Raw genomic sequence first — 24,605 nt, 5'->3', positions numbered from 1 at the left:
GGTTACATCGAACGGAAGGAAGAAACCATGGATATCTTTACTGCAAAAGATGGACTATATCACTTTTTGGAACGACCAGATATGGATTCGGCCTCGCCCTCCGTCGATCCACTCGTCAAGCGCTTTCCATGTCTCCGGACACCAGCCGGCGCCTTCCGCAGCGGCCCCCGCACGCTGCGCTTTCATCGCTTGGAAGCCCTCCGGCCCCATCCCCTTCCACAGCTCGACGAACAGTCCGGGCTGCTCCGTCCCTTCGTAGCATTCGAGCTCCGGATGTATGCTGCGCAGCTTTTCCAGCCAAACTAAGTAATCGGAACGGGATTCCTCCTTGATGGAATATTCCACAAACACGAGACACATATTTTTCACGCCCCCGGCTTTATTTTAATGTAGAAAATGATACACTAAAGTTACCCGCCTGCAATACACTGTTGAGAAAAAGGGTTTCAGGAGGTTAGTCATGGACACCGGAACACACCTAGTGATAGGCCTTGGATTAGCGGGCCTGGCTTACATTGACCCTGTCGTGGCTTCGGATCCTACCGTATCCACAGCCGTATTGATCGGAACCGTGCTGGGCTCTCAGGCTCCCGATTCGGACATGCTGCTTCGGCTGAAGAGCAATGCGGCATACATTAAGAACCATCGAGGCCTGTCTCACTCCCTGCCCGCCGTCGCGCTATGGACGCTCGGTATTACCGGGCTGCTGAAGCTCGGCTTCGGTCAGCTGCCGATCGGGCACGTGCTGCTGTGGGTATTTATTGCCGTTGCGTTTCATGTGTTCACTGATGTATTCAATACGTACGGCACCCAGGCATTGCGCCCCATCACGAACAAATGGATCTCGTGGAATATCATTCATATTTTCGATCCGGTCATTTTCGGAGCCCACTTAGTGGCCATTCTGCTCTGGTCCCTACATTGGACGGAGCCGCAGACGCTCTTTCCTATATTATACGCTTTTATTGCGCTTTACTACGTATGGCGCTCTTGGCTTCACAAGGAGCTCGAATCGAAGCTGTTCCGGCAGGACCCTGACTATGAGGCAGGCGACCGCTATACCCTGATTCCGACGCTCAATCTTACCCATTGGCAGATCGTGAAGCATAAGGCGGATGCTTCGTTCCAGCTCGGCGAATACAGGAATAAAGCCATCAACTGGATCGATCGGGTTAGGTGCGATGTCCATCCCGCGGTGGACGCGTCCAAAACGCATCCGGACATCGCTTCCTTCCTTTACTTTTCCTCATTCGCGTGCGCTGAGGTCAAGGAGCAGGTTTGGGGCTACGAGGTCGTCTGGGCGGATGTGCGGTACCGGCACCGGAAGCAGTATCCGTTCGTCGCGGTGGTGCGGATGGATAAGGAGTTTCGGACGCTGGAATCTTATGTCGGTTGGCTCAATGAGGCCAAGCTGCAGAAAAAAATGCGCGTGGACTATTTGTCCTAACGGCAGCGGCTGACGGAAGCTCGGGGGGCGCATCCAATCCGGTTCAAGCCGGTACGGCTCACCGGGCTTCGTCGTTCTTGCATGGAGAACAATAGCCGCCTTCCAAACTTTTTTGGTCGTCCAGGATAAATGATTACGCCGTCCTTGTCTTACAAGGACCAGCGCGTTTATCAAGGTTGATGCGAAGCTATAAGTTGCGAAAACTTATAAATTCTTATCAACTCAAAAAAGCCCAAGGATTTCTCCTTGAGCTTCTATTGATGAAGCAATTTAGCGCATTTGCCCTGCTTGACCGGAGATGGTTTGTTCGGCGATTTGAACCAGACGGCGAGTGATGTTACCACCGACTGCACCCGCGTCGCGGGAAGCGATGTAACCCCAGTAACCGTCTTGAGGAACCTGAATGCCCAGCTCTTGAGCTACCTCATACTTCAATTGATTCAAAGCCTGATTCGCTTGAGGAACTACCAATTGGTTGCTGCTGCGGGATTGTCCTGCACCCATTTTTCAGCACTCCTTTCAATTGAATGATGTCTTTGATGTATTTGCAAGCTTGCAAGCTTATTATGTGATGTACGGGAAAAGATATGCGCAGCATTTGAAAAAACTTTTTCGAGTTTCAGAACCTCTTCGAAAGGCGGTGTAACTGTCGCATGAATAAAGGACTCGCGTTATTTTTTGCCGTCGTGGGCACGGCTCTTCTGGCCGCAATCAGCTATTTCATGGCGGCCGGCAAGCCTTGGATGGCGATCCTGTTCGCTTTGATCTCGTTCTTCTTCATCGGGGCGGGCTTCATTACGAAAGCGAAGCTTCGCAAAGACAAAGAGTAGCCCTCCAGGCCGGCCATAATAAAAAGGATGCATCCCCTTCATCAGCGGACAAGCTCCGCTTTCCCGGGGGTGCATCCTTTTTTAGTATGCGTTAGGCTGCTTATATTTCACAGCAGCACAAAGCCCATCTTCTCCTTCACCTGCTTCAGCATGCTCTCGGCCTCGGCCGCCGCGCGCTCCTTGCCCTGCTTCAGGACATCGTACAGCTCGCCGGAGCTGCGGATTTGCCTGTAGCGCTCCTGAATCGGCTCCAGTACGGAGACGACGGCTTCGGCCAGCTCCTTCTTGAACGGCCCGTAGCCTTGGCCCTCGTACTGCGCCTCCAGCTCGGCAATCGACTTGCCGGAGCATTGCGCGTAGATGCCTAGCAGATTGCTGACCTCCGGCTTGTTCTGCGGATCGTATTTCACCTCGCGGCCGGAGTCGGTGACGGCTCTGCTGATTTTTTTGCGGATCACGTCGGGAGCATCCAGCATCGCAATGAAGCTGCCGGCGTTCGGGCTGCTCTTGCTCATTTTCTTCGAAGCGTCGTCGAGGGACATGATTCGCGCCCCCACTTCCGGAATATATGGCTGCGGGATCTTGAACGTTTCGCCGAACCGCTGGTTGAAGCGGTGCGCGAGATCGCGCGTCAGCTCCAAATGCTGCTTCTGGTCGTCGCCGACCGGCACCAGATCCGCATTGTACAGCAGAATGTCCGCCGCCATGAGGGACGGATAGGTGAATAGGCCCGCGCCTACCGATTCCTTGCCTTCGGATTTGTCTTTGAACTGCGTCATCCGTTCCAGCTCGCCCATGTACGTGAGCGTCGTAAGCATCCATCCGAGCTCGGCATGCGCAGGAACGGTGGACTGCAGGAATACCGTCGCCACGGACGGGTCAAGGCCGGCCGCCAAATACAGCGCCGCCACCGCTTCGGATTGCTCCTTCAGGGCGGCAGGCTCCTGTGCAACGGTGATCGCATGAAGATCGACCACCATGAAGAAGCAGTCATGCGTATGCTGAAGCTTTACGTAATTTTGCAGCGCGCCGATATAGTTGCCGAGCGTCAGCTGACCGCTGGGCTGCATGCCGGATAATACTTTCGGTTTCGACATTGGGAATGTGCCTCCTTTGTATAGTTAAAATGTATCCTATTTTGAACGCAAAAAAGGCCTCCCGCCGCAAGGGACGAGAGACCGTGGTGCCACCCTAATTCGCTCCTTCAGAACGAACGCAAACATTGCGCTCCGATTCTAAAGAGCCTTCTGTTCTCCTGTAACGGGGAGATGCCGGAACAGCCTACCTGCGTGCAGCTCGCGCTTCGCTTACAACGCCCGGGCCCGGGCATGCTGCCGCTCTCAACCTTCAGCTCAGGGATCCATTCAACGCGCCGCCGCCCGCCGATTCGCACCTGCCACCGGCTCTCTGAGGAGCATGCCTGCCGTCTACTTCTTCCCGTCATCGCTTTATTATCCATCATCTTATCGAACCGCTCTCCGGATGTCAACCTGCTTTTCAAAAACTCGTCCTATATCCGAGAGCGTCCGCATACGTTATAATAAATTACGACCAATTTATGAGATGAATTCAAACAAGGGAGAGTAGACCATTGCAAACGCTCATTACACGCTGGGCCGCGAACACGCTGGCCGTTCTGTGCCTTGTGATGCTCATTCTGATCTTCACGCAAAGGCCGGTTCCCGACCTATCCTTCCTGTCGTCTCCGAACCTCCAGAGCTTCAAAACCTTATTTATCAGCATCATTCTCGAAGCGCTGCCCTTCGTGCTGCTGGGCGTTCTCGTATCGGCGCTGCTGCAGCAGTTCGTCTCCGAGCAGCGAATCCGCCGGATGATCCCGAAGAATCCTGTGCTCGGCATTGTGTTCGCCTGCGTCATGGGCATCATCTTCCCGCTGTGCGAATGCGGCATGATCCCGGTCATCCGGCGCCTGCTGCGCAAGGGCATGCCTGTTTATGTCGCGGCCGTCTTCATTCTCGTTGGGCCGATCATTAACCCGGTGGTCTTCGCTTCCACCTACATGGCTTTCCGCAGCCGTCCGGAGATTGCTTATTCCCGTATGGGTCTTGCCTTTGTAGCGGCTCTTGCGATCGGGCTGATCCTGCACCGCTTCGTCCGGAGCAATCCCGTTCGCGGAGGCTCCGAGCCGGCCGCAGAGCTGCATATCCATATGCACGAGCATACGCATCATCACCATGAGCATCATACGCATCATGAAGCTCATCACCATGACCACGATCATCATGGTCATAATCACGGCGGCAAAGCCCCCGCCGGCAAGCAATTCCTGTCTGTGCTGGGCCACGCTTCGGATGAATTTTTCGAGATGGGCAAATATTTGATCTTCGGCGCCTTCTTAACCGCTGCGATCCAGACGGTCATGGACCGGAGCAGCCTGGTGTCGATCGGACAGGGGGAATACAGCTCCCATCTGTTTATGGCCGGTCTCGCCTTCGTGCTCTCGCTCTGCTCCACCTCCGACGCGTTCGTCGCTTCATCGTTCGCTACGACGTTCTCGACCGGCTCGCTGCTTACGTTCCTCGTGTTCGGCCCGATGCTGGACATCAAGAGCACCCTGATGCTGCTGTCCGCGTTCAAGGCGCGCTTCGTAGTGATCCTGTCGCTTCTGGTCATCGTCGTTGTCCTGAGCTCCTCGATCCTGTATGAACGATTTTTTCTTACCTGACAAAGGAGGGACCCGCTCTTGCGTCCTCGTACATTAGGCTTTCACCATACAATAAAAGCACTTATTCTTCTCGGCTTCGCCGTTTATATCGCCTACCTGGTCAAGACGGACGGCATCTTGCTCTACATAGCGCCCCGGATGACGGCGTACGTCAAGCTGTCCTCCCTCGCCCTGTATATCGTCGCCATTTACCAGCTGTACCTCGGCATCCGCGCCTTCGGCGGCCGGACCGAGACGGATTGCGACTGCGATCACGACCATACCCCCTCTTCGTCCAAGTTGAAAAATACGCTGCTCTACGGCCTTTTCGTCTTTCCGCTGCTGCTCGGCTTCCTGCTCCCGGACACGACGATGGGCTCGAGCCTGGCGGCCAAGAAAGGAATGAACCTGAACAGCGCCGCTTCCGTGAAGAAGGATTCGGCTGCCGCCCAGCCCGCCGCGCCCGCTCCTTCGCCGGGGGGCGGCCAGGCCGGCGGCGCGGGAAGTGCCCCGGCAGCGCCCCCATCGGGGAACGTCGCGGCAGCCGGCTCCGGCAGCAGCGCCGCTTCGAGCGGCACTGCCGGCGGCACTGCCAGCAACAGCGGAGAACTGTTCCCGTCGGATAAATTCACAAAATCTTATGCCGACTTTGCGAAGAAGCTGTATGCCATGGACGTCATTCCCGTGAAGGAAGATTTGTTCATGGAGACGCTCACTTCCGTGGACCTATTTCTCGACCGTTTCGTCGGCAAGAAGCTGCAGCTGACAGGCTTCGTCTACCGGCAGGACGAGATGAAGCCGAACCAATTCGTCGTCGCCCGCTTCTCCATCCAGTGCTGCTCCGCGGACGCTTCCCCGTTCGGCGTGCTGGCGGAATACGACAAGGCGCAGACGCTGGCAAGCGACAGCTGGGTCACCGTAACCGGCACGATCAGCAAAGCCAAATACGAGGACAACGACATCCTCGTACTCAAGGTGGAGAAGGTCGTCAAGGCCGAGCCGGCAAAGACGCCGTACGTTTACCCGAATTACGATTTCGGCTCGTAACCTTCCCGCATGCGGTGACAAGTCTTTCGTTTCTCTGGTACAATGACTAGAATAAGACCAAATTTGACAATTCAAGCCATTCCCATCCTTTACCCGAGAAAAGGAGCTGTAATTCATGATCAAGCAAATCGACTGGCAGGGCACGCCCGCCTTCGTCCTGGAGAACGACCGTCTCATCGTCAGCATCTGCCCGGCTCTCGGCAGCAACCTCTACAGCATCTGGGATAAGACGCTGCAGCGGGAGATGCTCCGGGTTCCTCCATCCCCGGGAGAGCTTGCCGAGCAGCCGGTGCAGTACGGCACGCCGGTGCTCATGCCGCCGAACCGAATCCGCGAGGGCAAGTTCTCCTTCGAGGGGCGGGATTACCAATTCGACCGCAATCAAGCGGCAACAAGAAACCATATTCATGGCATGCTGCGTAGCCAGGCATGGACCGTCAAGGCATCCGGAGAAGCGGACGGCAAGCTGTTCATAACGACCGCCTTCCGCACCTGGGAAGACCCGAACATTCAGCGCCAATACCCGCACTCCCTCGAGTTGGAGCTCACCTACGAATTGGAAGGAACGATCCTTCGTCACCGGCTGTCCGTCCATAATAAAGGCGAGAATGCGGCGCCTTTCGGCTATGGGCTGCACACCTGGTTTCTGCTGGACGGAGAGCCCGCTCAGTGGAAGCTGCAGCTTCCCGCAAGCGGCATTTGGGAGCTGGACGAAGCCAACATCCCGACCGGCGAGATCGTGCCGTTAGGCAAGTACGAGTCCTTGCTTCAGGGGGATATCCTCGAAGGCCACAACATGGATACCGTCTTTCAGATCGGCGATTATCCTTGCCTCGCCGTACTGTCGAAGGACAGCGTCGAGATCCGATACAGCGGCTCGTCCCTGTTCAAGCAATGGGTTATTTATACGAAGGGCGAAGCGAAGGACTTCATCTGCCTAGAGCCTTATACCTGGGTCACTAATGCGCCGAATCTGGACCTCCCTGCGGAAACGACCGGTCTTCGCGGCATCGCCCCGGGCGATACGCTGGAACTGGAAGTCAAGCTGGAATTGCTCTACCGATAAACGATAATTCATCGCGAGATTCGATAGCCCTCTGCCACGGAACGCTTTCCGTGCCGGAGGGCTGCTTTGTTTTTCACGCTCACCCTAACATTGAAACGTTTAAATTTTTCTTTTAATTTAAACGTTTCAATGTTATACTTTCCTTGGAAAACAGCGAATTATGGGGAGGTAATTCAGCAATGGATCAAGCGTATATCAGCTCGGTGCTCGAACGTCTGCAGCCGAAGGTCGACCGGATGATCGGGCAAATCGGCGACAAGTGCCCTCATGTGGCTAGACAAGACGGCGTTTACGACAGCACGGGAAGCGATTGGTGGACGTCGGGCTTTTGGCCGGGGCTTCTGTGGATTATGCATGACATGACGGGCAAGGATCATTACAAGGAAGCGGCTTGGCGTTGGGACGAGGAGATCGAGCCGTGGCTGCTCCAAGCCTCCGAGGATCTTCACCATGACGTGGGCTTTCAATTCCTTTCGACCGCCGTCATCAAGCATAAAATTACCGGCGATGCCGACGGCCTGCGCCGCGGTCTCCAAGCGGCCAATTTCCTTGCCGGCCGGTTCAACCTGGCGGGACGCTTCATCCGTGCCTGGAACGGGGACAAGATCGGCTGGGCTATCATCGACTGCACGATGAACCTGAGCTTGCTCTTCTGGGCTTCCGAAGCTTCCGGCGACGCCCGGTTCAAGCATATCGCCGTTGCGCACGCCGATATGGCGCTGGAGCATTTTATCCGGCCCGACGGCTCCGTCAACCATATCGTCAGCTTCGATCCCGAAACCGGCGCTTTCATCGAATCCATCGGCGGCCAGGGCTACGGTCCTCAGTCGGCCTGGAGCCGGGGACAGGCATGGGCGATCTACGGGATGGCCAATACGTATAAATACACGAGGCAAGCCCGGTATATCGAGGCGGCCAAACGCGTGGCGCACTTCTTCCTGGCCTCGCTGCCGGAGGATCATGTGCCGTATTGGGATTTCCGCGACGATCATCTTGAGGATGCTCCGCGCGACAGCTCGGCCGCAGCAATCGCCGCTTCAGGGCTGCTCGAGCTCGCGAATCACGTATCGGCGGCGGAAGCGCGCTTCTATACGGAGGCGGCCAAGCGGATTCTGAAGTCGCTCACGGAAAGCTACGCCACTTGGGACCTTCCGGAGCACGAAGCGATTCTGCTGCACGGAACGGGACACAAGCCGGCCGGTGAAAATATCGACGTTTCCCTGATCTACGGGGATTACTTCTATGTCGAAGCGTTCGCAAAGCTCGGCGGCTGGAAGCGCAGCATTTTCTAAGCCCGGAAGCCAGGATAAACAGCTACGCCATCCTTGTCTTACAAGGACTAGCGCGATTATCAAGGTTGATGCGAAAAGCCTTCAAAGATCCTTAGGATCCTTGAAGGTTTTTTGCCGTTTACGTCGCGGCCGAAGACTGCTGCTGTTTGATATACGCATGGACGCCCATGATGACGACCACCAGCTCCTCCGTCGGCAGCTCCGAACGGTTCGTCAGCTCGTACGCGCCGGCGGCGAAAAACCCGCTCACCCTCCGAAAATGGGCCGCATCCCGCCCATCGCCCGTCGTCATCGTATATTCCCTCGAGAACGCCGGACTTTCGATCAGGAACTCCCCGAATTTGACGCTCTCATAAACGTACCTTTTTTTGAAAAAGGCGAATTTCGCCTTCAGCACCCCGATTTCTTCCTCGTAACGGTCATACACGTGCCAGCCTCTGGCCATGAACCGGAATTGTCCGCGGACGACCGGCTCGCCAGCATCATTCCTGACCGTCACTCCCGAGGTGAACATGCTCTGCAAATCCAACGTCCCGATAACCGCTCCCTGTGCGTCCGTAATATCCGTCTCGCCGCTGGAGAAAAAGTTGTCCTTGAAATAGACCGTCTTAGACATGACGGCACCTCCTAAGGCTAACGTTCGGAGCGTTCGCTCCTCTCCCTTCTTTTTACGGCTCACCCGGCGAAAAGGTTGCAGCGCGCGCGCCGTAAGCTCCCGGTGTCCCAAGGCCCGGCGGCACTCAGGACGCTCCGCTCAGCTGCGCCTTCAGCCAATCGTACGCGTGCGCGCCGGATATCTCATGCCGTCCCTCGAATACCTCGTGCACGAAGCGGTCCTCCGCCCCCAGCGCCCGGTACGCCGCTTGGAGCGTCTCGGCGGCGGCAAGCGAGCCCTTCAGCGGGAATACGGTATCCTTCGTTCCCGACTCCACATACAGCGCCCTCGGCGCATATAGGCTGAGGAGATCGGCCATTTCGCCCAGCTCCAGCAGCCCGGGGACGTAATTGTCGAGGCAGTGCTTGCGCGAGAGAATGCTGTCTTGATACGTATTGGCATAGCCGCTGAGCACGCAAGCCTGAATACGCTCGTCCAGCACGGCGGTCAGGGCCGCAATCATACCGCCCGACAGTCCCATGCAGCCGACTCCCGCATTCGGCCGTGCGTCTTCCCGCGCCAGGGCGTAATCGATCGCCCGCATCGCCTCGAATGTGCGCACGCCCGCAAGCGTCTTGCCCATCAATAGCAAATAAGAGGCAAGCTGCGGGCAGGACGATTGCCGCGGACCGGCCTGCACATCCTCCTCCAGCCTGCGGTCGCCGAAGCCGAGCAGCTCGGGTGCGACGACAAGGCAGCCGCGGCGCGCGAGGCCGACCGCAAAATGCTTATGGATGCCGCTACCCTCCGCCTGCTCCTCGCCCTCCGGCGAGAGCCCGACGATCTCCCGGCTGCCGTAACCGTGGCCGTGCAGCGCAAGAGCCACAGGCAAATGCCCGGCCGCCTGCTTCGGGCGCAGCACGTAAACAGGCATCCGCAGCCCCTCGCACATGCCGATCTCCACACGCTCGCGGATCACATCGCCGCAGTCCGTCATCTCCAGCAGCTTCGGAGCAAGCTCGGCCCGTTCCCCGGGTACCGGCTGAAGCCGCTCGGCCAGCCGTTCCGCGCCCGCTCCGTCTCGGACAGGTTCCCGTCAGCAGCCTCCTTTAGCCCCTTCTCCCTCAGCCTTGCAATAAACGTATCCGGTCTCCATGGGTTCATATCGTTTCCCTCCTCTTCTTCTTCAGCATACGGGAAAAGACCTCCATGCCGGAACACGGAGGCCTTGCAATTTGTTAAACCGGCTGCAAATTCCCGGAAAGGACGTCCTCCAGCCGAACCGGACGGTTCTCCTTCACGGAGCGCCATACCGCTTCCCCGGTGCCGATCGAATAAGCCCCGTCTTCACTGCCGGACAGTATGCTGTAAGGACGCTTCGGATCGGGACCGAGGAACAGGTCCTCGAGAAGCACCGGATCGCCGCCGCCGTGTCCGCCTTCGCGCTGCACGACGTGGATCGTTTCCTTCGAGCCGAACAGCGGGAAGTAATCGATCGTCTGCACTTCCGTCGGGAACGGCGTACGGGACGGCGCATGGTATTCCATCGTCTCGAGACGTCCCTTGGTGCCGTTGATCGCGAGCCGGTAGCCTTCATACGGCAGCGAGAAGTTGACGGAGTAGCTCAGCAGCGTGCCGCCGTCATAACGCACCGTAGCGGCATACGTATCCTCGATGTTGATCTCGGAATCGTAAATACAGGCGTCGGGGCGATACCCGGAATAAGCGCCGTCCGTCTTCACGGTGCCCAGATGGTCGTCCTTCACCGACTGGTTCTGCGAACGGGTCGTCCAGCGGGTATAATATTGGCAATCCTGGCGAACGTCGCAGGTGTCGCAGTAGCGTCCGTCTTCCTTCTTCGGATTCAGCTCGCCGTCCGGACCGTAATAGTTCAGCGCGCCGTAAGCGAACACCTCGACCGGCTTCTGGCCGATCCACCAGTTCACCAGATCGAAGTGATGGGAGCTCTTATGGATCGAGAGCCCGCCGGAAATTTCCCGGATCCGGTTCCAGCGCTTGAAGTAGCTGGGGCCGTGGTACGTATCGATGTACCAGTTCAAATCGACCGAAGTGATGCGGCCGAGCTTGCCCTCCAGCACCATCTCTTTGATCTTCGTATGGATCGGGGCGTACCGGTAGTTGAACGTCACCGTCACCTTGCCCTTGCTGCGCGCTTCGGCGTCCAAAATGCGGCGGCAATCCGCGCCCGTCGTAGCCATCGGCTTCTCGGTCAACACATCGAGATCCTTTTCCAACGCGCGCACGATATATCCGGCATGCGTATCGTCACGGCCGACGGCCAGGATAACGTCCGGCTTCGCTTCCGCTACCATCCGGTCGAACTGCTCCGGCGTATATTCCGGAACGTCCGCCATTTGCGGGTATTTGCTTTTGCACACCTCATGCCGCTTCGGATCGATGTCCAGCAGCGCCACCACTTCACACGTTCCCGCGAACGTCGTCAGCATCGGCCCGATAAACATGCCGATCGCCCGGTTGCTTACTCCGCATACCGCATATCTTTTCTTCATCCCAGTCCCCATCCCCTTCTGTTTAGACTAAGCTTGTAAGAAATGTTCAGCCGGAAGGAGGGTCCTCCCGGCTGAACGTTCATTGCTGCCGTAGTTAAAGTGATTATTTTTTGCGTGTCTTGAGGTAGTCCGCTTTGTATTCGGCCATGATTTTGTCGCCGCCGGCTTTTTTCCACTTGTCGATTTCGCCTTGATAAGCGGCATCGTCGATTTTGCCCATGATGAAATTGGTTTGCGCGTCGGCGATCATTTGATCGATCTCGCTGCCGCGGTCGTTATATGTGGCGGAAGTCAGCGTCAATGCCGGATTCGGCACGATGTACTTATTGTTTTCTTTCGCGATATTGACACCCTTCTCGCCGATCGGCGTATCTTTAAGCGGAAGCACGTTGAAGCCCTCGACATATGGGAAGTTGTCGCGGTAAGGCTTCACTTCGCGCTGGAACGCGGTGAAATCCTTGTATTCCGTCTTGTTGTCGGACGTCTTGACGTAATGCTTGTTCTCGACACCGCGCATGAGGAGCGTGGCCGCGTCCGGATCCATCATTTTATCCTCGAAGGCGAGCAGCTTGCGGAGCTCCGCCTCGGTCTTCACGGACGATTTCGGGAAGACGTAGAAGCCGCTGTTCCCCGGTTCGCCGGAGACGCGAATGCCCTGCGGGCCTTTGATCGGCTCGACGTCGACGACCGCCTTCGGATCGTTCTTCGACAAGCGGTCCGCCTGGCTCTTACCGGTTTGCGCTACCGCGACCTTGAGGCCCGCGCGGCCGGAGTCGAACAGTTTGTCCGCTTCCGTGGAATCGAATACCGCAAAATCCTGGTTGATCAGCTTCTCGTCATACAGACGCTTGAACAGCTTCAGGACGTCGTTGTATTCCTTCGTCATAAATTCCGGCGTGAAGTTGCTGTCCTTGTCCACCGCCCACTTATTCGGAGCGCCCAAGGAAGTCGCGAGCCGCGTCGTCAAGGAGTACGCGCCTTCGTTGTATTTCTTGAACAGCATCAGACCGTAGGTATCGTTCTTGCCGTTCTTGTCCGGATCGTTCAAGGTCATGGACTTCGTCACGTTGTACCATTCGTCGATCGTAGTAGGGAGCTTCAGCCCAAGGGCGTCGAGCCAATCCTTCCGGTAAACTACGGACGCCCGGCCCATGTCGCTGAAGTTCGGTACGCCGTAGATTTTGCCGTCCACGGAAATGTTGTCGTAGAACAGCTTGTTCTGGGCGGACAAATTTTTGTAGTCCTTCAGGTAAGGGCCGACCTCCCAGAACTGGTCGGAACGAAGCGAGCTGACGATATTCGGGTTGTACTGCACCTTCAGCATCTTCGGCAGGTCGTTCGAGGCGATCATGACGTTCACCTTATCGTTGTATGCCGCATTCGGAATCCATTGAATGTCGAGCTTCGTGTTCGTATACTTCTCGATCAGCTGCTGAACCTCGTTATCCTTCGCCGGGATGTCGCCTACCTGGGTCATGGCGATGGAGATGTTCGTCGGGCCGGCGTCTTCCTTCGCCGGAGCCGCATTCTTGCCTCCCGCTCCGCCGCCGCAAGCGGCCAGCGTGCCGCATGTCAGGATGAGCGCCGTGGATAAGGCGACGCGCTTGTTCATTTTGGAATTCATGGATAGTCCCCCTAATTTCTAACAAGATGATTTATGAATTACCCCTTCACGGAGCCGAGCATGACGCCCTTGGCAAAATGCTTCTGAAGGAACGGGTACACGATCATAATCGGAATGGTTGCAAAAACGATCGCCGCCATCCGGATCGTCAGTGGCTGAATCTCCGTCTCGTCGAAGGACGTATCGCCGATCCGGCTCTGCGCCAGGATGACGATCTCGCGGAGCAGCACTTGAATCGGCCACTTCGTGTTGTCGTTAATGTACATGATCGCGTTGAAGAATTGGTTCCAATGCTCTACGGCGTAGAACAAACCGAAGGTGGCCATCGCCGGTGCGGAAAGCGGAAGCACGATCTTGATCAGCACCCCGATATCGCTGCTGCCGTCAATACGCGCCGCTTCCTCTAGCTCGGCAGGGATTTCCTGGAAGAAGTTTTTAAGCACGATCAGGTTGAACGCATTAATCGCATTCGGAATCATAAGCGCCCAGAGGGAGTTCGTCAGTCCCATCGCCTTGACGACGAAGTAAGTCGGAATCATGCCGCCGCTGAAGAGCATCGTGAACAGAACGGCCATCAGGATCGGCTGGCGGCCCCGGAGCGTCCGGCGGGCGAGCGGATAGGCCATCAGCGAGGTGAGAATCAGGTTGATCAGCGTGCCGACCGACGTCACATAGATCGATACGCCCAAGCTGCGCACCAGGGTATTCGTTGAGAAAATGTATCTGTATGCGGACAGCGACCATTCCTTCGGAAACAGGATAAACCCGCCCTTGGCCACTTCATGGGGGCTTGTGAAGGACACCGCCAGAATGTAAATGAACGGCAGAACCGTTATCAGAGCGATGATCGTCAGCAGCACATAGTTGATGCCGTCGAAAATTTTATTGCCGAACGTATTGTCTTGTTTGACCACGGCGCTTGCGGAACTCATGGCTCATCGACCTCCAGTCGTTATTCTTGTGAAGCGGGCTTGCTGCGGAATCAATATACGCCTTCTTGCCCGAAGCGCTTGGCGAGCCAGTTGGACCCCATGACAAGGACGAGACCTACGGCGGATTTGAACAAGCCTACCGCGGCACTGTAGCTGTACTGCGATTGTGTAAGACCTTTCACGTAAACGTACGTATCGAACACTTCGCCGACTTCCCGGTTCGTCGGGGTCAGCATGAGGAAGATATGCTCGAAGCCGGCGTCCAGAAACTTGCCGAGACGAAGAATGAGAAGAATGATGATGGTGCTCCGGATTGCCGGAAGCGTAATATGCCACAGCTGTCTCCAGCGGCCTGCACCGTCCATGCGGGCGGCTTCATACAGCTGAACGTCGACGCCTGACAGCGCCGCAAGGAAGATGATCGTGCCCCAGCCGACTTCTTTCCAGATGGATTGGGTAATAATCATCGTCCGGAACCACTCGGGCTCCAGCAGGAAAGCAATTTTCTTCCCCGTAATGGCGAACAGCAGCTCGTTCAGCACGCCGCCTTCCGTCGTCAGCAGCAGATAGAAGATACCGACCACGACGACCCACGAGACGAAGTGGGGAATATATACCATCGTTTGCACCCAGTTCCTGAAGCCGGTCTTTCTCACTTCATTGAGCATGAGAGAAAGAACAATCGGCAGCGGGAAGAAGAAAATCATATTATAGATGGCGAGCAGGAAGGTATTCGTGAACAGCTGCCAGAAGGACGGTTCGCTGAAGAAGCGCTGGAAGTGCTTCAGCCCCACCCATGGGCTGTTCAGCATGCCGATATGCGGCTTATAGTCCTGGAAGGCCATCAGAATCCCGTACATCGGAACATACTTGAATATTAGGAAGTAAACAACGCCCGGCAGCAGCATCAGGTACATCCAACGGTCTCGAATGAGATCCCTTACCCAAGATTTACGCGTGAATGACACTTTACTGTTCTGCTTGATGGCACCGTTGGACGGCAGATCGGTCGGCAAGCTCATAAGCTGTCCCCTCTCTTTGGTGTGATTGAGCTAATTATTATCCGGAATACAGGAACATGCTATAGCCTGCTGTTAACTTGTTCTCCGGCGGTTGAACCGAGCCGATTCCGGGCCGGCCGACCGGCCGCGCACCCCCTCTACCGCCCCCGCAGCGCCCATGATCAAGATTTAACTTCGGATAGACCGATTTTAACCAAGCGCCGTATGCATGCGAAAAAACCGCGCAACGGCGCGGTTATTGTCGATTCAAGGGGAAGGCGGAATGCCGTCATTAATGTTAGGATGCAGTTTTGACTGGTGCAACGACCGGCCCTGGAACGACCAGGATAAACGGCTACGCCGTCCTTGTCTTACTAGGACCAGCGCATCAACAAAGAAAGCCTATTTTCCGCCTAAGCGGAAAATAGACTTTTGACCGTCACGGAACCGATAAAGCCTCCGCCTTAACCGGTTTTGGAGATGCTGCTTTACCTAACGGTCAATTCAATGACGACGGATTGATCGTCATAAACCGCCGTAAGGAAGGTCCACCCGGCTTCCTTCGCGGCAACGCTCTTGCCCCCGTTCAACTTCAGCTTGCCGATCCTCGGATCGTTGATATACAGATCAGCCTCGGAGGTCACATCGCGCGTGCTACCGTCCGCATACCGGGCGATCAGCTTGAGAGCCCGCTCTTCGCCCGGTCCTAGTGCCAATCGCCCCGGCTCCGCCGTAAGTCCGACGAGCCGCAGCGCTTCTGGATTCTCCACCTTCACCTCAGCATTTGCGGTCATCCCCTGGTACTCCGCGGTAAGAAAGGTCGACCCCGAAGCGCCCGCCGTCAGCAAGCCGCCTGTCCCGATGGACGCCGCCGCCGGTTTATTGCTGTAGAACCGAACGCCTGCGGCAAGCTGCACCCGTCTCCCGCTGCCGTACACCGCCGATACGACGACAGGCGTCTTCTCCCCGGGCTGGAGCGTATAGTCGCTGCGATCGAAGACAATACCCTGAGGCTGATCCTGCGACGGTTCCGGCTCCCCTTCGCTTCCCGGCGCCTTCAACATCGCAAGAAACGCATGGCCGAGCTTGGACGAATCCGCAGGAAACGGGATCGTCGAGCCTGCGGCAAGATAGGCTCCCTGATTCAGCGGCAGCAGCGCCCCGGCATTCGCTTCACTAAGCGTCTGCTCCCCCGTAAGGTTCCCCTTATCGTCGGTGCGGACGAAGTAAGCTTCGCTATGTCCGTCCGCGGAGGACTGTCTCGTACCTGCAATGAGATAGCCGCCGTCCGGGGACTGAACCACCGCATTCCCCTTTTCATGATCGTTATTCCCGAATTCCGCCTGCCACTCCGGCTCCTTGTCCGCTCCGAGCTTCAGCAGATATACGTTGCTTTCCCGGCCCGCCGCCGCAGTCTGTCCGGTCACGATGAAACCGCTGTCCGCGGTGGGCCGAATATCGCTCGCGGACGTCGTTTTCCTCTTGTCTCCGTAGGTACGCTCCCATTTTACTTGTCCGTTCGCGTCGATGTTCAGCACGTAAGCTTGACTGCTTAAGTCGAACCACGAAGGACCCTTTTGGCCGCAAAGCAGGAACGTGCCGTCCGGAAGCGGCAAAATCGACTTAAGGCCGCTGGAGCCGTTCCGATTGAGGTCGCTTCCGTACGTCTTCGTCCACAGCTCTTTGCCGTTCGCATCCGTACGGATCAATACCCCGGCCCGAGCCGGGATATTGCCGTTAACCAGCAAGCCGGCAACCAAATAACCGCCGTCCGGCAATTCGGCAACATCCTGTCCCCATTCGGTGACGGAACCGCCCAGCCTGCTCTCCCACTGCTTGTCACCATGCGCATCCGTCTTGAGCAAGTAAATGTCTTCCTGCAGTTTCCCGTGAACCGTATGGGTAGTGCTGCCAACGACGATGCGGCCGCCGTCTTTGGTCGGATGGACTTTCGCACCGATGGTATTGCCGCCGTCGTAACTATACGTTCGTGCCCACTTCTCGCGTCCTTCTTGATCGACCCCAAGAAGCAGCAGTTCCTCAGCACCCGACGTTCCCTTCGCGCTTCCCGCCATAACGAATTCTCCGTACGCAGCATCCGTAACCGACACGGCTGAGCTGTTATCCGGACCAATCGGTTTGTTCCACGCGATCTCCGGGGCTGCGGCTGCCGCCGCAGACGAACCCAAACTCGCGGCCAGAAGCAGCGAGCTTAGGACCGCAGCGCTTTTTTTCAGTAAAAACGGATTTCTCATCATTACATCTCCTCCTTCAATATCAGGGCTTCGGGTCGATTTTTGTCACAATAAGTCTCTAGAACTATGGAAAAGGTGATATCTTCCAAATTATAATGAGACTATCACGAACGAACGAAAGAACGGGACCGGACTTGCGACGCACTCTCCTTTCATTACGCCGCGTACATCGATTCACGAACTTCGGGATAAATAACTTCAAGGCAGCAAAGGAGAGCTGAATCGGACATGCAGTTCAGTCACAAATTTTTAAGCCGTCGCGTCGGAATTTGGATCATGGTGGTGTTGCTCGTGTGGATGTCGCAAGGCCTGGGAACGAAGGCATATGCGGACCAGGTGCCGCTCAGCAAATCTAAGGCGACTTGGCTATGGGACACGTCGCTTATTTCAACCGACAACGGACGAACGGAAATCTTGCAATTCGCCCTAAGCCAGCAGGTGGGCCGCATCTTCCTGCAGGTCAATCCGGATGTGGCGAATGACGCCTACAGGAGCTTCATCAGTACCGCAGCGGCGAACGGCATTGCGGTGCATGCGCTTGACGGCGCTCCGCAGTGGGCTCTGCCCGAGAACCGGCAGAAAATTACTGATTTGGTCAATTGGGTGAAAGCTTACAACGCCTCCGTCGCCGCGAACGAACGCTTTGCCGGCATTCAAGTCGACATCGAGCCGTACCTGCTTCCGCAATGGAGCACCGACCAGAATACAGTTGTCCTTTACTGGCAGCAGTCGCTTAAGTATTTCAACGACTTGGTCAAAAAGGACACGGCGCTGACAACGGCCGCCGCCGTCCCGTTCTGGCTCGACAGCATCACGCTCGCGGGCGGATCCGGCACGCTCAGCGAAGCGATCATGCCCCTCCTCGACGAAACCGCGATAATGTCGTACCGCGACTCGGGGCAGGAGGTCGTCCAGCTGGCGGCAAACGAGCTGGCTACAGGCGATCGGCTCGGCAAGATGGTATGGGTCGGCGTGGAGACGAATCCGGCTCCCGACACGCCTTTCATCACCTTCTATGAAGAAGGAAAAGCCGCCATGAATAACCAGTTGGCTCTCATTGACGGCTTGCTGAAGGATCGTCCTTCTTACGCGGGCATTGCGGTTCACGACTACGCCGGTTGGCGCAGCTTGAAGAATTAAATTTTATTTGGCCGGGGCGGCGGACGCTCCGGCCGTTTGTTTAGGCGGGAGCTGTCCGTACTTGCCGAACGTCTCTTGCAGAATCGGATAACTCATCTTAAGCCGTTCGTGCGACGTGACCTTGTTCCAATCGTCCCACTTGTAAACCACCGGATCGGAAGCGCCCGGATTGCCGGAGCCGGCCGGGCCGATCCAATGCGGCTCGACACGGACGGCTTTGCTGTCCTCCGCGCGAAGCGCCCCTGCTTCGTACGGATAACGCCATACCTTGTGCGTGCTCGGGTCCATGAAGCCGAGCAGCATCCAAGGGATACGAACCTCAATGACGGGGCCGGAAACATACCAATCGGCCAAATTATTGAAGTCCGGGCTTTTCGGGTCGGTCGTGCCCAGATGCAGCTTGCCGACCTCAACGTCCTGGAACGGGATCTTCTCCTTGGTTTGCGGCAGCGTCAGCGGCTTGCTGACCGGCAGCCTCCAAGGCAGGAACAGCCCGTTCTCGGGATGGGACCAGGCCTCCTGCCACGGCATTATTTTCTGCACGGAGCCGAACTGCCACGTATGGTAGTCATAAGCGCTGTTCACATAAATGGCGGAGTCCTTCTCCCCGCTCAGCTTCATGACAAACTCCTGTCCTCCGCTGAAGGTGACGCCGGGAGCCACGTCCGCTTTCGTACTGCCCCCATTGATCGTATCAAAGCCGATATAAAGCGGCTGTTCCCCCGGCTTCCAATCCCCTTTCTTGTTCTTCAGCAGCAGATACAGATAAGCTTCGTCATGCGATACCGTCAAGCTGTAGCCGGGGTAATCCTTCGTTTCGGTGTTCTTGCGCTTATCCCAATCGTTCGTCTTGCCGTCCAGCACGATCATATCGTCCTGCGATTTCCCCGGCTCCACCGCCACGACGCCGAAATGCTCTTCATTGGTAAGCATATTCCTCCAATAAGGACGCCGGGCCGGTGGAGAATCCAGCTCCATCGTATTCCATGTAATCTTGAACCATTCGTCCTGCCAGGAAAACAGCACCGCTCCGTCATAATTCTCGTTATAAATGCTGCGGTACAGGTCGGCGTCGATCTGCCCCTGCTCCTTCTCCGTGTGCATGCCCTGGTTCCTGCCTAACGGACCGTAATGCGCCATCCCGCGAGAGCTTGGGACACCATATTCGGCAACGATCAGCGGAATGCCTTTGTGATACTCCCGAAGATCGTGCAAATATCCCGCATAAGGATTGACATTCCCTTCACTGTCCTTATACGACTGATACTTCGGCTCGTAACGAAGCAGATCCGGATAGTACGGGTACACGTGATACGCGGCAAAATAGCCCGCCTTCCAGCCTGCCTGCGGCGTCAAATGCATCGGATCGACGGAGACGAGATCCTCGTTGTCCGAAGGCTCGTTCGGATGCGTCAACGGATCGGTCGTCACCCAGTTCGTGAACGAAACCGGATGCTGCCACCCGAATTTCATATCCTCCTGCGCAGCAGTATCCAGCATTTGCGCGAGCCAGCTCTCGAAGGGCGAAGCGCCCTCCTTGGCCTGGAAATATTTGCCCTGAAACGGCTTCAGGCCGGCATGGGCGTCGTTCGTCGCTTTCACCATATACGGATCCCATTCGGTACCGATCACCCAGCCGAGGACGTAAGGCGAGACGTCCGCATCATATTTGCCCGAGGCATGGCCCGGCGAAGCCTTGCGCTTCAGCTGCCCGTGCACGACCTGAACGGCGTCGCGGATTTCCTGTTCGAACAAGTTCACGGTGTCCTTCTGGAGCGCGTCGTAGGCTTGGCCGTTCTCGCCTACCAGATGCTCCTCCGGCGCCCAGATGCCGTGCAGGATGTACAGCGGATCCTTCCGGCCGGCGTTGAATTCAGCCAGCGCTTGATAGAAGTAAGGCGGAAGAATCGTATATATCCGGACCACGTCCGCATGCATGTCCTTCATCTGAGCAAACCATCTCAGGTAATCCTCCTTGGTCGGACTCAGCTCTCCCGGCGCATGACCCGGCGTTGTCGCCCCCAGATTGACTCCCGTCCAGAACTGCGGCTTCCAGGACGTGCCGTCGAATACTTCCAGGTGGCCGTCCTTGGCCGCGGACGTCTGTTTGACTCCATCCGACTCGAATACGGGCAGCGAGGATTTAGGCAGGTTTTTGCTCCCCCCGGTAAACCAGCTTCGCGACGGGCCTCCCCACCATAAAGCGGCGCAAACCGCGAGAATGGCGAGAATCGCCAGCCCGAGAGCAATTCTTTTCTGTACCGAAATGACGTGCATGATGGCCTCCTTGGTTTTACTCCACCTTCGCCTGCATTCCTTTATTCGGATTTACGCAAAGGGACGTGCCCGATTTGATGAGTACAACCGGGTCGCTGGCGCATTTCAGCGGCGATTCCTCCTTGAATTCGATCCCGTAGGCCTTCAAGCGCTCCCGATTGGACCAGCTGTAGGTAAAATCGGCCTTGACCGGCTGCGCCGATGCGCTGATCTGCGTCAATTGAGCGCGAAGCTCTTGGCTCATCGCCCACTGCTTCGTCGTGAACGAGCCGCTGACGAGCAGCGCGTTCACGGCAATGACGAGCGCCAGCGCCGTTCCGACCCCCTGCAGCATGCGGTACCCCTTCAGGCTGAACGCCAGCCATACGCAGATGAGCGGGACCATCCATAACTGCGGTACGTAGCGGGCCCACCAGGCGGCCGGATTGATGAAGGTGGAAACGGCCAGGACGGCGATGACACCGACCGCCGCCAGCGTAAGGCCGGTACGGCGGCGGAAGGCGAGCACCAGCACAGCCAGCGACAGGAGCAAGGCGCCGCTGAAGAGCGGCCCGAAGCCGGCGACGGCTACGTCCGTCTCGGCGTAGGTCGGCAGATCTTTGACACTAAGCATGAAAGGCCATTGGAACTGCGTCGGCTTCTTGTCCGTAGTGTTGCCGCGGGGCACGGCGAAATTCGCCGCCGCCACCTGCTCGAAACGGTTCATCAATTCGAGATTACGCGGCGTGAAGTTTTTGACGACATCGATCGCGTTCTCGCCCGCAAGCGGGTACAGCGGATTACCGTAACGCATTGTGTTGGTGACGTACGGGTTGTAGCCAACGATCAGCACGCCAACCATGCCGCCGATGGCCGCGATGCGAAACAGCCTCTTCGCGCGGTCGAACTGCTCGCCCATATACAGCGCGATTAATAAACCGGCTGTGAGGACGCCCGCATAGCCGATGGCGGTGAACTTGATGTTCATCGTCATGATCATGGCCGCCGTGTACATCGTCAGCAGCAGCCAGCTCTGCCGTTTGAAAATAAGCACGCCGAGCGCAATCATGGAAAGCAGCAGCGAACCGAGCAGGCCGTCGACGTAGTACGTAAACGATTGATAGACGCTTACCGGATTCAACGCCAACAGCACCGCAACGACTGCAGCCGTGATGCGGTTCTGCGGTCTTAGCGCGAGTAGCGCCGCGTGGCTTAGCAGCCCGGAGGCGGCGATCAGAATCAGGTTGATGACCTTGCTCTGCTCGATCAGGCCGGTCGCCTTATAGATCGTTGCCGCAGCAATCTCGGATGCCTTGGCATAGTGATTAATCCAGATGCCCTGGCCGGTCGGCGGCGACAGCTCCTTGTCATAGACTGGATTCCAGCCCTCCGCGAGGTGGATGATCGCCTCCTGGTGATACGACTGACCGTCATAGGACAGGTCGAAGAAGTATCCGCAGATGACGAAGCCCGCGATAAATAGGATTGCCGCCAGCCCCAGCGAGACGGCGAACACCGTCATCGGCTTGTCCTCTGCCAGCTTCTTCGAGGCAAACCAGGCCATAGCGGCCGCGAGCGCCGCCGTGATCCAGAAGTCTGCTTTCATCATAGGCAGCCCGGCGAAAAACAGCAGCGACGGCACCACAAACGCAGCGACATCGATCGTCACAAGCGTGAGTCCCGCGACCAGGCTGTACGTTGCGATTCGGTTGTTCATAGAGCCACTCCCCCTATCCGAAAAAAAGTTTATATATTTACGTTGCTTGACGGGCGCGTCCGCAGCCACATTTGAAATCCGTGAAAGCGCTGCGGCTGCTAAGCGCGGCGCATTTTCACGGATTTCAAAGGCGGACACGGGCACCCGCCTGCTTCGAGGGCGCAGACCTGGATGGACGCACCCAGTCCGCGCCTACGCTCGTGCCCGGCCTGACCGCTCACGGCGCTATCCGAGCACCAGTGAGCCGAGCCAGCCGAGCAGCGTCCCGACGGCGAGACCGCCAAGCACCTCGACCCGTGTGTGGCCCTGCCGCTCCCGCAGCGGACGCTGCTCACGGGCAGCGGCAGCCTCGCCGCCTGCAGTCACGCGCGCCAGCGCATTGATCCGCTTGGCGCTCTCGCCTACGGCGCGGCGGATGCCGACGGCGTCGATCATCACGATGTAGCTCAGCGCCACCGCCAGACCGAACATCGGCGTTCCGAAGCCTTGATTGAAGCCGATCAGCATCGCCACCGAGGAGACGACCGAGGTGTGCGTGCTTGGGAAGCCGCCGTTGCCCACAAGGTTCCGGGCTTCATCCCCATAGCGGATCCGATTCACCGCGTACTTTAGCGTCCCCGACACGACCCACGCGATAAAAGGCAGTGCCGGGTACAACAATCCGGCGTTCATACGAACTTCTCCTCCTTCATTACGCCCGCGCAATAAGCAGCACGCCGACGGAGATGAAGGCGGCTCCGAACCATTTTTGCATCGACAACGTTTCTTTGAATAGAACGTATCCCAGCACCATGACCAGGATATAACCGAGGCTTACCATCGGATAAGCCGTGCTTAGCGGAAACTTCCTCAGCGCGAAGAGCCAGAAGATCGAGCTCAGCCCGTAGCAGGCCAGCCCCGCTCCAATCGGCCAAGCGGCCGCAAGTCCGTTCCAAGTCAGCAAACCTATTCCGGCCGCACGGGGCGTGCTGACCCCCCACTTCATGAGGATCTGCCCCGCGGCACCAAGCAGTACGGATACGATTAACCATATGTAGTTGATCACCGCAGCTTCTCCCTCCGAATCCCATCCTATTTTTGTGTGACAATCTAATCTGTTTGTAAGCAGGATCAAGGCAAGAACAATAGAATGCAGACAACGGAAAATCCGTACAGCACGACCGTCATCAAAATATGCTTGTCCTCCAGCAGCAGCTTCTCCGGACGCCCGCCCTTGCCTTCCATATGAATCAGATACAAATAGCGGAATACGCCGTAAAGCACGAAAATCAGCGTCCACATCAAATGGATCGAACGGCCCGAAGTGAAGGTAAAGAGCGCGTAGCTCATAATCGTAGCCGTCGTCACGATCGCCGACATTTGATTCAGCATTTCCATCGAGTACGATTCCAGCACCTTGCGGTGAACGCCCATGCCGCCCTGCATCAGCAACAGCTCGTGGCGCCGTTTACCGATCGCGAGGAACAACGCCAGCAGCATCGTACAGAGCAGGAACCACGGCGTAAGGGGCACGCCGATCACAAGGCCCCCGCCGACCGCGCGAAGCACGAAGCCGGATGCCACAATCAGCAAATCGACGATGACGACATGCTTCAGCTTCAACGAATACAGCACATTCATGCAAAAGTATCCGGCCAACACAAGCCCGAACATCCACTGGAAACGGAATGCCGCTCCGAGGCAGCACAGGAGCAGCACGAAGCCGAACAGCAGCGCCGTTTGCGGATGGATCGCGCCGGAGGCGAGCGGACGGTTCTTTTTCTCCGGATGGAGCCGGTCCTTCTCGCGGTCTACATAGTCGTTGAGCACATACACGCAGCTTGAGACGAGACAGAACAGCACGAAACCGGCCAGCGCCTGACCCAGCATCCGCATATCCACGTGCTGAATCGAGAAGATCAGGGCGGCGAACACGAGCAGATTCTTCGTCCACTGCCGGGGACGCATGAGGGCCAGGTAACGGATCGGAAGCGGCCGGCTTCCCCAGCCTTCCAGCTTAACTTGCGCTTTCGTTTGGGACATGTCGAGTCTCCTCCTTCATTAGATTAAGGAAAGAAACCGGAGATTGACGCGTGACGTCATGCTCCACCCTTCCGCGATTCATTATAACGAACATTAAATTCTCTATAAAGAACGAGATTAGGTCGTATTCTGGAGCATAATGGAGGTTTTCAGCGTATTTCGTTCGTTAAAACGAAATAATCCGA

At 57.0% G+C, this 24,605-nt stretch carries 23 protein-coding genes and 1 other annotated feature; of the genes, 7 read left to right on the top strand and 16 right to left on the bottom strand.

Features of this window, described 5'->3' with window-relative positions; genetic code table 11:
- Positions 1-54: 54 nt before the first annotated feature.
- Complete coding sequence (locus O9H85_RS15665; RefSeq protein ID WP_269882369.1) at positions 55-360, bottom strand: hypothetical protein; 306 nt, start codon at positions 358-360, stop codon at positions 55-57.
- A gap of 100 nt (positions 361-460) precedes the next feature.
- Between O9H85_RS15665 and O9H85_RS15660 the strand changes: the two genes are divergently transcribed.
- Complete coding sequence (locus O9H85_RS15660; RefSeq protein WP_269882368.1) at positions 461-1,447, top strand: metal-dependent hydrolase; 987 nt, start codon at positions 461-463, stop codon at positions 1,445-1,447.
- A 270-nt stretch (positions 1,448-1,717) separates the two neighbouring features.
- Here the strand turns inward: O9H85_RS15660 and O9H85_RS15655 are convergent, their stop codons facing one another.
- The gene (locus O9H85_RS15655) at positions 1,718-1,951 is read right to left on the bottom strand and encodes an alpha/beta-type small acid-soluble spore protein (protein ID WP_269882367.1); all 234 of its coding nucleotides are present in this window, start codon (positions 1,949-1,951) and stop codon (positions 1,718-1,720) included.
- A 149-nt stretch (positions 1,952-2,100) separates the two neighbouring features.
- Between O9H85_RS15655 and O9H85_RS15650 the strand changes: the two genes are divergently transcribed.
- On the top strand, positions 2,101-2,277 hold the full coding sequence (locus O9H85_RS15650) for a DUF5325 family protein (protein WP_269882366.1): 177 nt from the start codon (positions 2,101-2,103) through the stop codon (positions 2,275-2,277).
- A gap of 107 nt (positions 2,278-2,384) precedes the next feature.
- Here O9H85_RS15650 and trpS read toward each other — a convergent pair whose 3' ends face one another.
- Positions 2,385-3,374, bottom strand: a complete 990-nt coding sequence (trpS, locus tag O9H85_RS15645; RefSeq protein WP_269882365.1) for a tryptophan--tRNA ligase — start codon at positions 3,372-3,374, stop codon at positions 2,385-2,387.
- Positions 3,375-3,440: 66 nt separating this feature from the next.
- Positions 3,441-3,730: a binding site (T-box leader), on the bottom strand.
- 138 nt (positions 3,731-3,868) lie between these two features.
- Here trpS and O9H85_RS15635 point away from each other — a divergent pair.
- The 4 genes from O9H85_RS15635 (at position 3,869) to O9H85_RS15620 (ending at position 8,347) form a co-directional block, all read left to right on the top strand.
- Positions 3,869-4,963, top strand: coding sequence for a permease (locus O9H85_RS15635; RefSeq protein ID WP_269882363.1), 1,095 nt, complete (start codon positions 3,869-3,871; stop codon positions 4,961-4,963).
- An 18-nt stretch (positions 4,964-4,981) separates the two neighbouring features.
- Positions 4,982-5,989, top strand: a complete 1,008-nt coding sequence (locus O9H85_RS15630) for a TIGR03943 family putative permease subunit (protein ID WP_269882362.1) — start codon at positions 4,982-4,984, stop codon at positions 5,987-5,989.
- Positions 5,990-6,104: 115 nt separating this feature from the next.
- The gene (locus tag O9H85_RS15625) at positions 6,105-7,055 is read left to right on the top strand and encodes an aldose 1-epimerase (RefSeq protein ID WP_269882361.1); all 951 of its coding nucleotides are present in this window, start codon (positions 6,105-6,107) and stop codon (positions 7,053-7,055) included.
- Positions 7,056-7,234: 179 nt separating this feature from the next.
- Positions 7,235-8,347 carry a glycoside hydrolase family 88 protein gene (locus tag O9H85_RS15620; RefSeq protein ID WP_269882360.1) on the top strand — a complete coding sequence of 371 codons (1,113 nt, stop codon included), beginning with the start codon at positions 7,235-7,237 and terminating at the stop codon, positions 8,345-8,347.
- Positions 8,348-8,465: 118 nt separating this feature from the next.
- Here the strand turns inward: O9H85_RS15620 and O9H85_RS15615 are convergent, their stop codons facing one another.
- The 8 genes from O9H85_RS15615 to O9H85_RS15580 form a co-directional block, all read right to left on the bottom strand.
- Positions 8,466-8,963: an LURP-one-related/scramblase family protein gene (locus O9H85_RS15615; protein WP_269882359.1), complete on the bottom strand. Its 498-nt coding sequence runs from the start codon at positions 8,961-8,963 to the stop codon at positions 8,466-8,468.
- A 124-nt stretch (positions 8,964-9,087) separates the two neighbouring features.
- Positions 9,088-9,939, bottom strand: coding sequence for a dienelactone hydrolase family protein (locus O9H85_RS15610; protein WP_269882358.1), 852 nt, complete (start codon positions 9,937-9,939; stop codon positions 9,088-9,090).
- Complete coding sequence (locus O9H85_RS15605) at positions 9,936-10,106, bottom strand: hypothetical protein (protein WP_269882357.1); 171 nt, start codon at positions 10,104-10,106, stop codon at positions 9,936-9,938. The genes O9H85_RS15610 and O9H85_RS15605 overlap by 4 nt, the downstream gene beginning before the upstream one ends.
- A gap of 74 nt (positions 10,107-10,180) precedes the next feature.
- Positions 10,181-11,473, bottom strand: coding sequence for a Gfo/Idh/MocA family protein (locus O9H85_RS15600; protein WP_269882356.1), 1,293 nt, complete (start codon positions 11,471-11,473; stop codon positions 10,181-10,183).
- 103 nt (positions 11,474-11,576) lie between these two features.
- Positions 11,577-13,097 (bottom strand): extracellular solute-binding protein, encoded by a 1,521-nt coding sequence (locus O9H85_RS15595; RefSeq protein ID WP_269882355.1) that lies wholly within the window; start codon positions 13,095-13,097, stop codon positions 11,577-11,579.
- Positions 13,098-13,135: 38 nt separating this feature from the next.
- Positions 13,136-14,029, bottom strand: a complete 894-nt coding sequence (locus O9H85_RS15590) for a carbohydrate ABC transporter permease (protein WP_269882354.1) — start codon at positions 14,027-14,029, stop codon at positions 13,136-13,138.
- Positions 14,030-14,079: 50 nt separating this feature from the next.
- A complete protein-coding gene (locus O9H85_RS15585; RefSeq protein WP_269882353.1) occupies positions 14,080-15,051 on the bottom strand; it encodes an ABC transporter permease in 972 nt (323 codons plus the stop codon).
- A gap of 467 nt (positions 15,052-15,518) precedes the next feature.
- Positions 15,519-17,288, bottom strand: a complete 1,770-nt coding sequence (locus O9H85_RS15580) for a hypothetical protein (RefSeq protein WP_269882352.1) — start codon at positions 17,286-17,288, stop codon at positions 15,519-15,521.
- A gap of 225 nt (positions 17,289-17,513) precedes the next feature.
- Between O9H85_RS15580 and O9H85_RS15575 the strand changes: the two genes are divergently transcribed.
- Complete coding sequence (locus O9H85_RS15575; protein ID WP_269882351.1) at positions 17,514-18,425, top strand: hypothetical protein; 912 nt, start codon at positions 17,514-17,516, stop codon at positions 18,423-18,425.
- Positions 18,426-18,428: 3 nt separating this feature from the next.
- Here O9H85_RS15575 and O9H85_RS15570 read toward each other — a convergent pair whose 3' ends face one another.
- The 5 genes from O9H85_RS15570 to O9H85_RS15550 form a co-directional block, all read right to left on the bottom strand.
- The gene (locus O9H85_RS15570) at positions 18,429-20,702 is read right to left on the bottom strand and encodes a hypothetical protein (protein WP_269882350.1); all 2,274 of its coding nucleotides are present in this window, start codon (positions 20,700-20,702) and stop codon (positions 18,429-18,431) included.
- A 16-nt stretch (positions 20,703-20,718) separates the two neighbouring features.
- The gene (locus O9H85_RS15565; protein ID WP_269882349.1) at positions 20,719-22,398 is read right to left on the bottom strand and encodes a hypothetical protein; all 1,680 of its coding nucleotides are present in this window, start codon (positions 22,396-22,398) and stop codon (positions 20,719-20,721) included.
- Positions 22,399-22,623: 225 nt separating this feature from the next.
- Complete coding sequence (locus O9H85_RS15560) at positions 22,624-23,070, bottom strand: divergent PAP2 family protein (protein ID WP_269882419.1); 447 nt, start codon at positions 23,068-23,070, stop codon at positions 22,624-22,626.
- A 19-nt stretch (positions 23,071-23,089) separates the two neighbouring features.
- Positions 23,090-23,443: an SMR family transporter gene (locus tag O9H85_RS15555; protein ID WP_269882348.1), complete on the bottom strand. Its 354-nt coding sequence runs from the start codon at positions 23,441-23,443 to the stop codon at positions 23,090-23,092.
- Positions 23,444-23,508: 65 nt separating this feature from the next.
- The gene (locus O9H85_RS15550) at positions 23,509-24,420 is read right to left on the bottom strand and encodes a decaprenyl-phosphate phosphoribosyltransferase (protein ID WP_269882347.1); all 912 of its coding nucleotides are present in this window, start codon (positions 24,418-24,420) and stop codon (positions 23,509-23,511) included.
- Positions 24,421-24,605 lie beyond the last annotated feature (185 nt).

Origin of the sequence: Paenibacillus gyeongsangnamensis (assembly GCF_027533625.1) — a bacterium.
Taxonomy (GTDB): domain Bacteria; phylum Bacillota; class Bacilli; order Paenibacillales; family NBRC-103111; genus Paenibacillus_G; species Paenibacillus_G gyeongsangnamensis.
Note: the sequence above shows the minus strand (reverse complement) of the source record. Positions and strands in the feature narration are given on the sequence as shown.

Bases quoted from the DNA above. Each gene is read 5' to 3' on its own strand.
- O9H85_RS15665 (WP_269882369.1), bottom strand. From the start codon at position 360: ATGTGTCTCGTGTTTGTGGAATATTCCATCAAGGAGGAATCCCGTTCC.
- O9H85_RS15660 (WP_269882368.1), top strand. From the start codon at position 461: ATGGACACCGGAACACACCTAGTGATAGGCCTTGGATTAGCGGGCCTG.
- O9H85_RS15655 (WP_269882367.1), bottom strand. From the start codon at position 1,951: ATGGGTGCAGGACAATCCCGCAGCAGCAACCAATTGGTAGTTCCTCAA.
- O9H85_RS15650 (WP_269882366.1), top strand. From the start codon at position 2,101: ATGAATAAAGGACTCGCGTTATTTTTTGCCGTCGTGGGCACGGCTCTT.
- trpS (WP_269882365.1), bottom strand. From the start codon at position 3,374: ATGTCGAAACCGAAAGTATTATCCGGCATGCAGCCCAGCGGTCAGCTG.
- O9H85_RS15625 (WP_269882361.1), top strand. From the start codon at position 6,105: ATGATCAAGCAAATCGACTGGCAGGGCACGCCCGCCTTCGTCCTGGAG.
- O9H85_RS15620 (WP_269882360.1), top strand. From the start codon at position 7,235: ATGGATCAAGCGTATATCAGCTCGGTGCTCGAACGTCTGCAGCCGAAG.
- O9H85_RS15615 (WP_269882359.1), bottom strand. From the start codon at position 8,963: ATGTCTAAGACGGTCTATTTCAAGGACAACTTTTTCTCCAGCGGCGAG.
- O9H85_RS15610 (WP_269882358.1), bottom strand. From the start codon at position 9,939: ATGACGGACTGCGGCGATGTGATCCGCGAGCGTGTGGAGATCGGCATG.
- O9H85_RS15605 (WP_269882357.1), bottom strand. From the start codon at position 10,106: ATGAACCCATGGAGACCGGATACGTTTATTGCAAGGCTGAGGGAGAAG.
- O9H85_RS15600 (WP_269882356.1), bottom strand. From the start codon at position 11,473: ATGAAGAAAAGATATGCGGTATGCGGAGTAAGCAACCGGGCGATCGGC.
- O9H85_RS15595 (WP_269882355.1), bottom strand. From the start codon at position 13,097: ATGAATTCCAAAATGAACAAGCGCGTCGCCTTATCCACGGCGCTCATC.
- O9H85_RS15590 (WP_269882354.1), bottom strand. From the start codon at position 14,029: ATGAGTTCCGCAAGCGCCGTGGTCAAACAAGACAATACGTTCGGCAAT.
- O9H85_RS15585 (WP_269882353.1), bottom strand. From the start codon at position 15,051: ATGAGCTTGCCGACCGATCTGCCGTCCAACGGTGCCATCAAGCAGAAC.
- O9H85_RS15580 (WP_269882352.1), bottom strand. From the start codon at position 17,288: ATGATGAGAAATCCGTTTTTACTGAAAAAAAGCGCTGCGGTCCTAAGC.
- O9H85_RS15575 (WP_269882351.1), top strand. From the start codon at position 17,514: ATGCAGTTCAGTCACAAATTTTTAAGCCGTCGCGTCGGAATTTGGATC.
- O9H85_RS15570 (WP_269882350.1), bottom strand. From the start codon at position 20,702: ATGCACGTCATTTCGGTACAGAAAAGAATTGCTCTCGGGCTGGCGATT.
- O9H85_RS15565 (WP_269882349.1), bottom strand. From the start codon at position 22,398: ATGAACAACCGAATCGCAACGTACAGCCTGGTCGCGGGACTCACGCTT.
- O9H85_RS15560 (WP_269882419.1), bottom strand. From the start codon at position 23,070: ATGAACGCCGGATTGTTGTACCCGGCACTGCCTTTTATCGCGTGGGTC.
- O9H85_RS15550 (WP_269882347.1), bottom strand. From the start codon at position 24,420: ATGTCCCAAACGAAAGCGCAAGTTAAGCTGGAAGGCTGGGGAAGCCGG.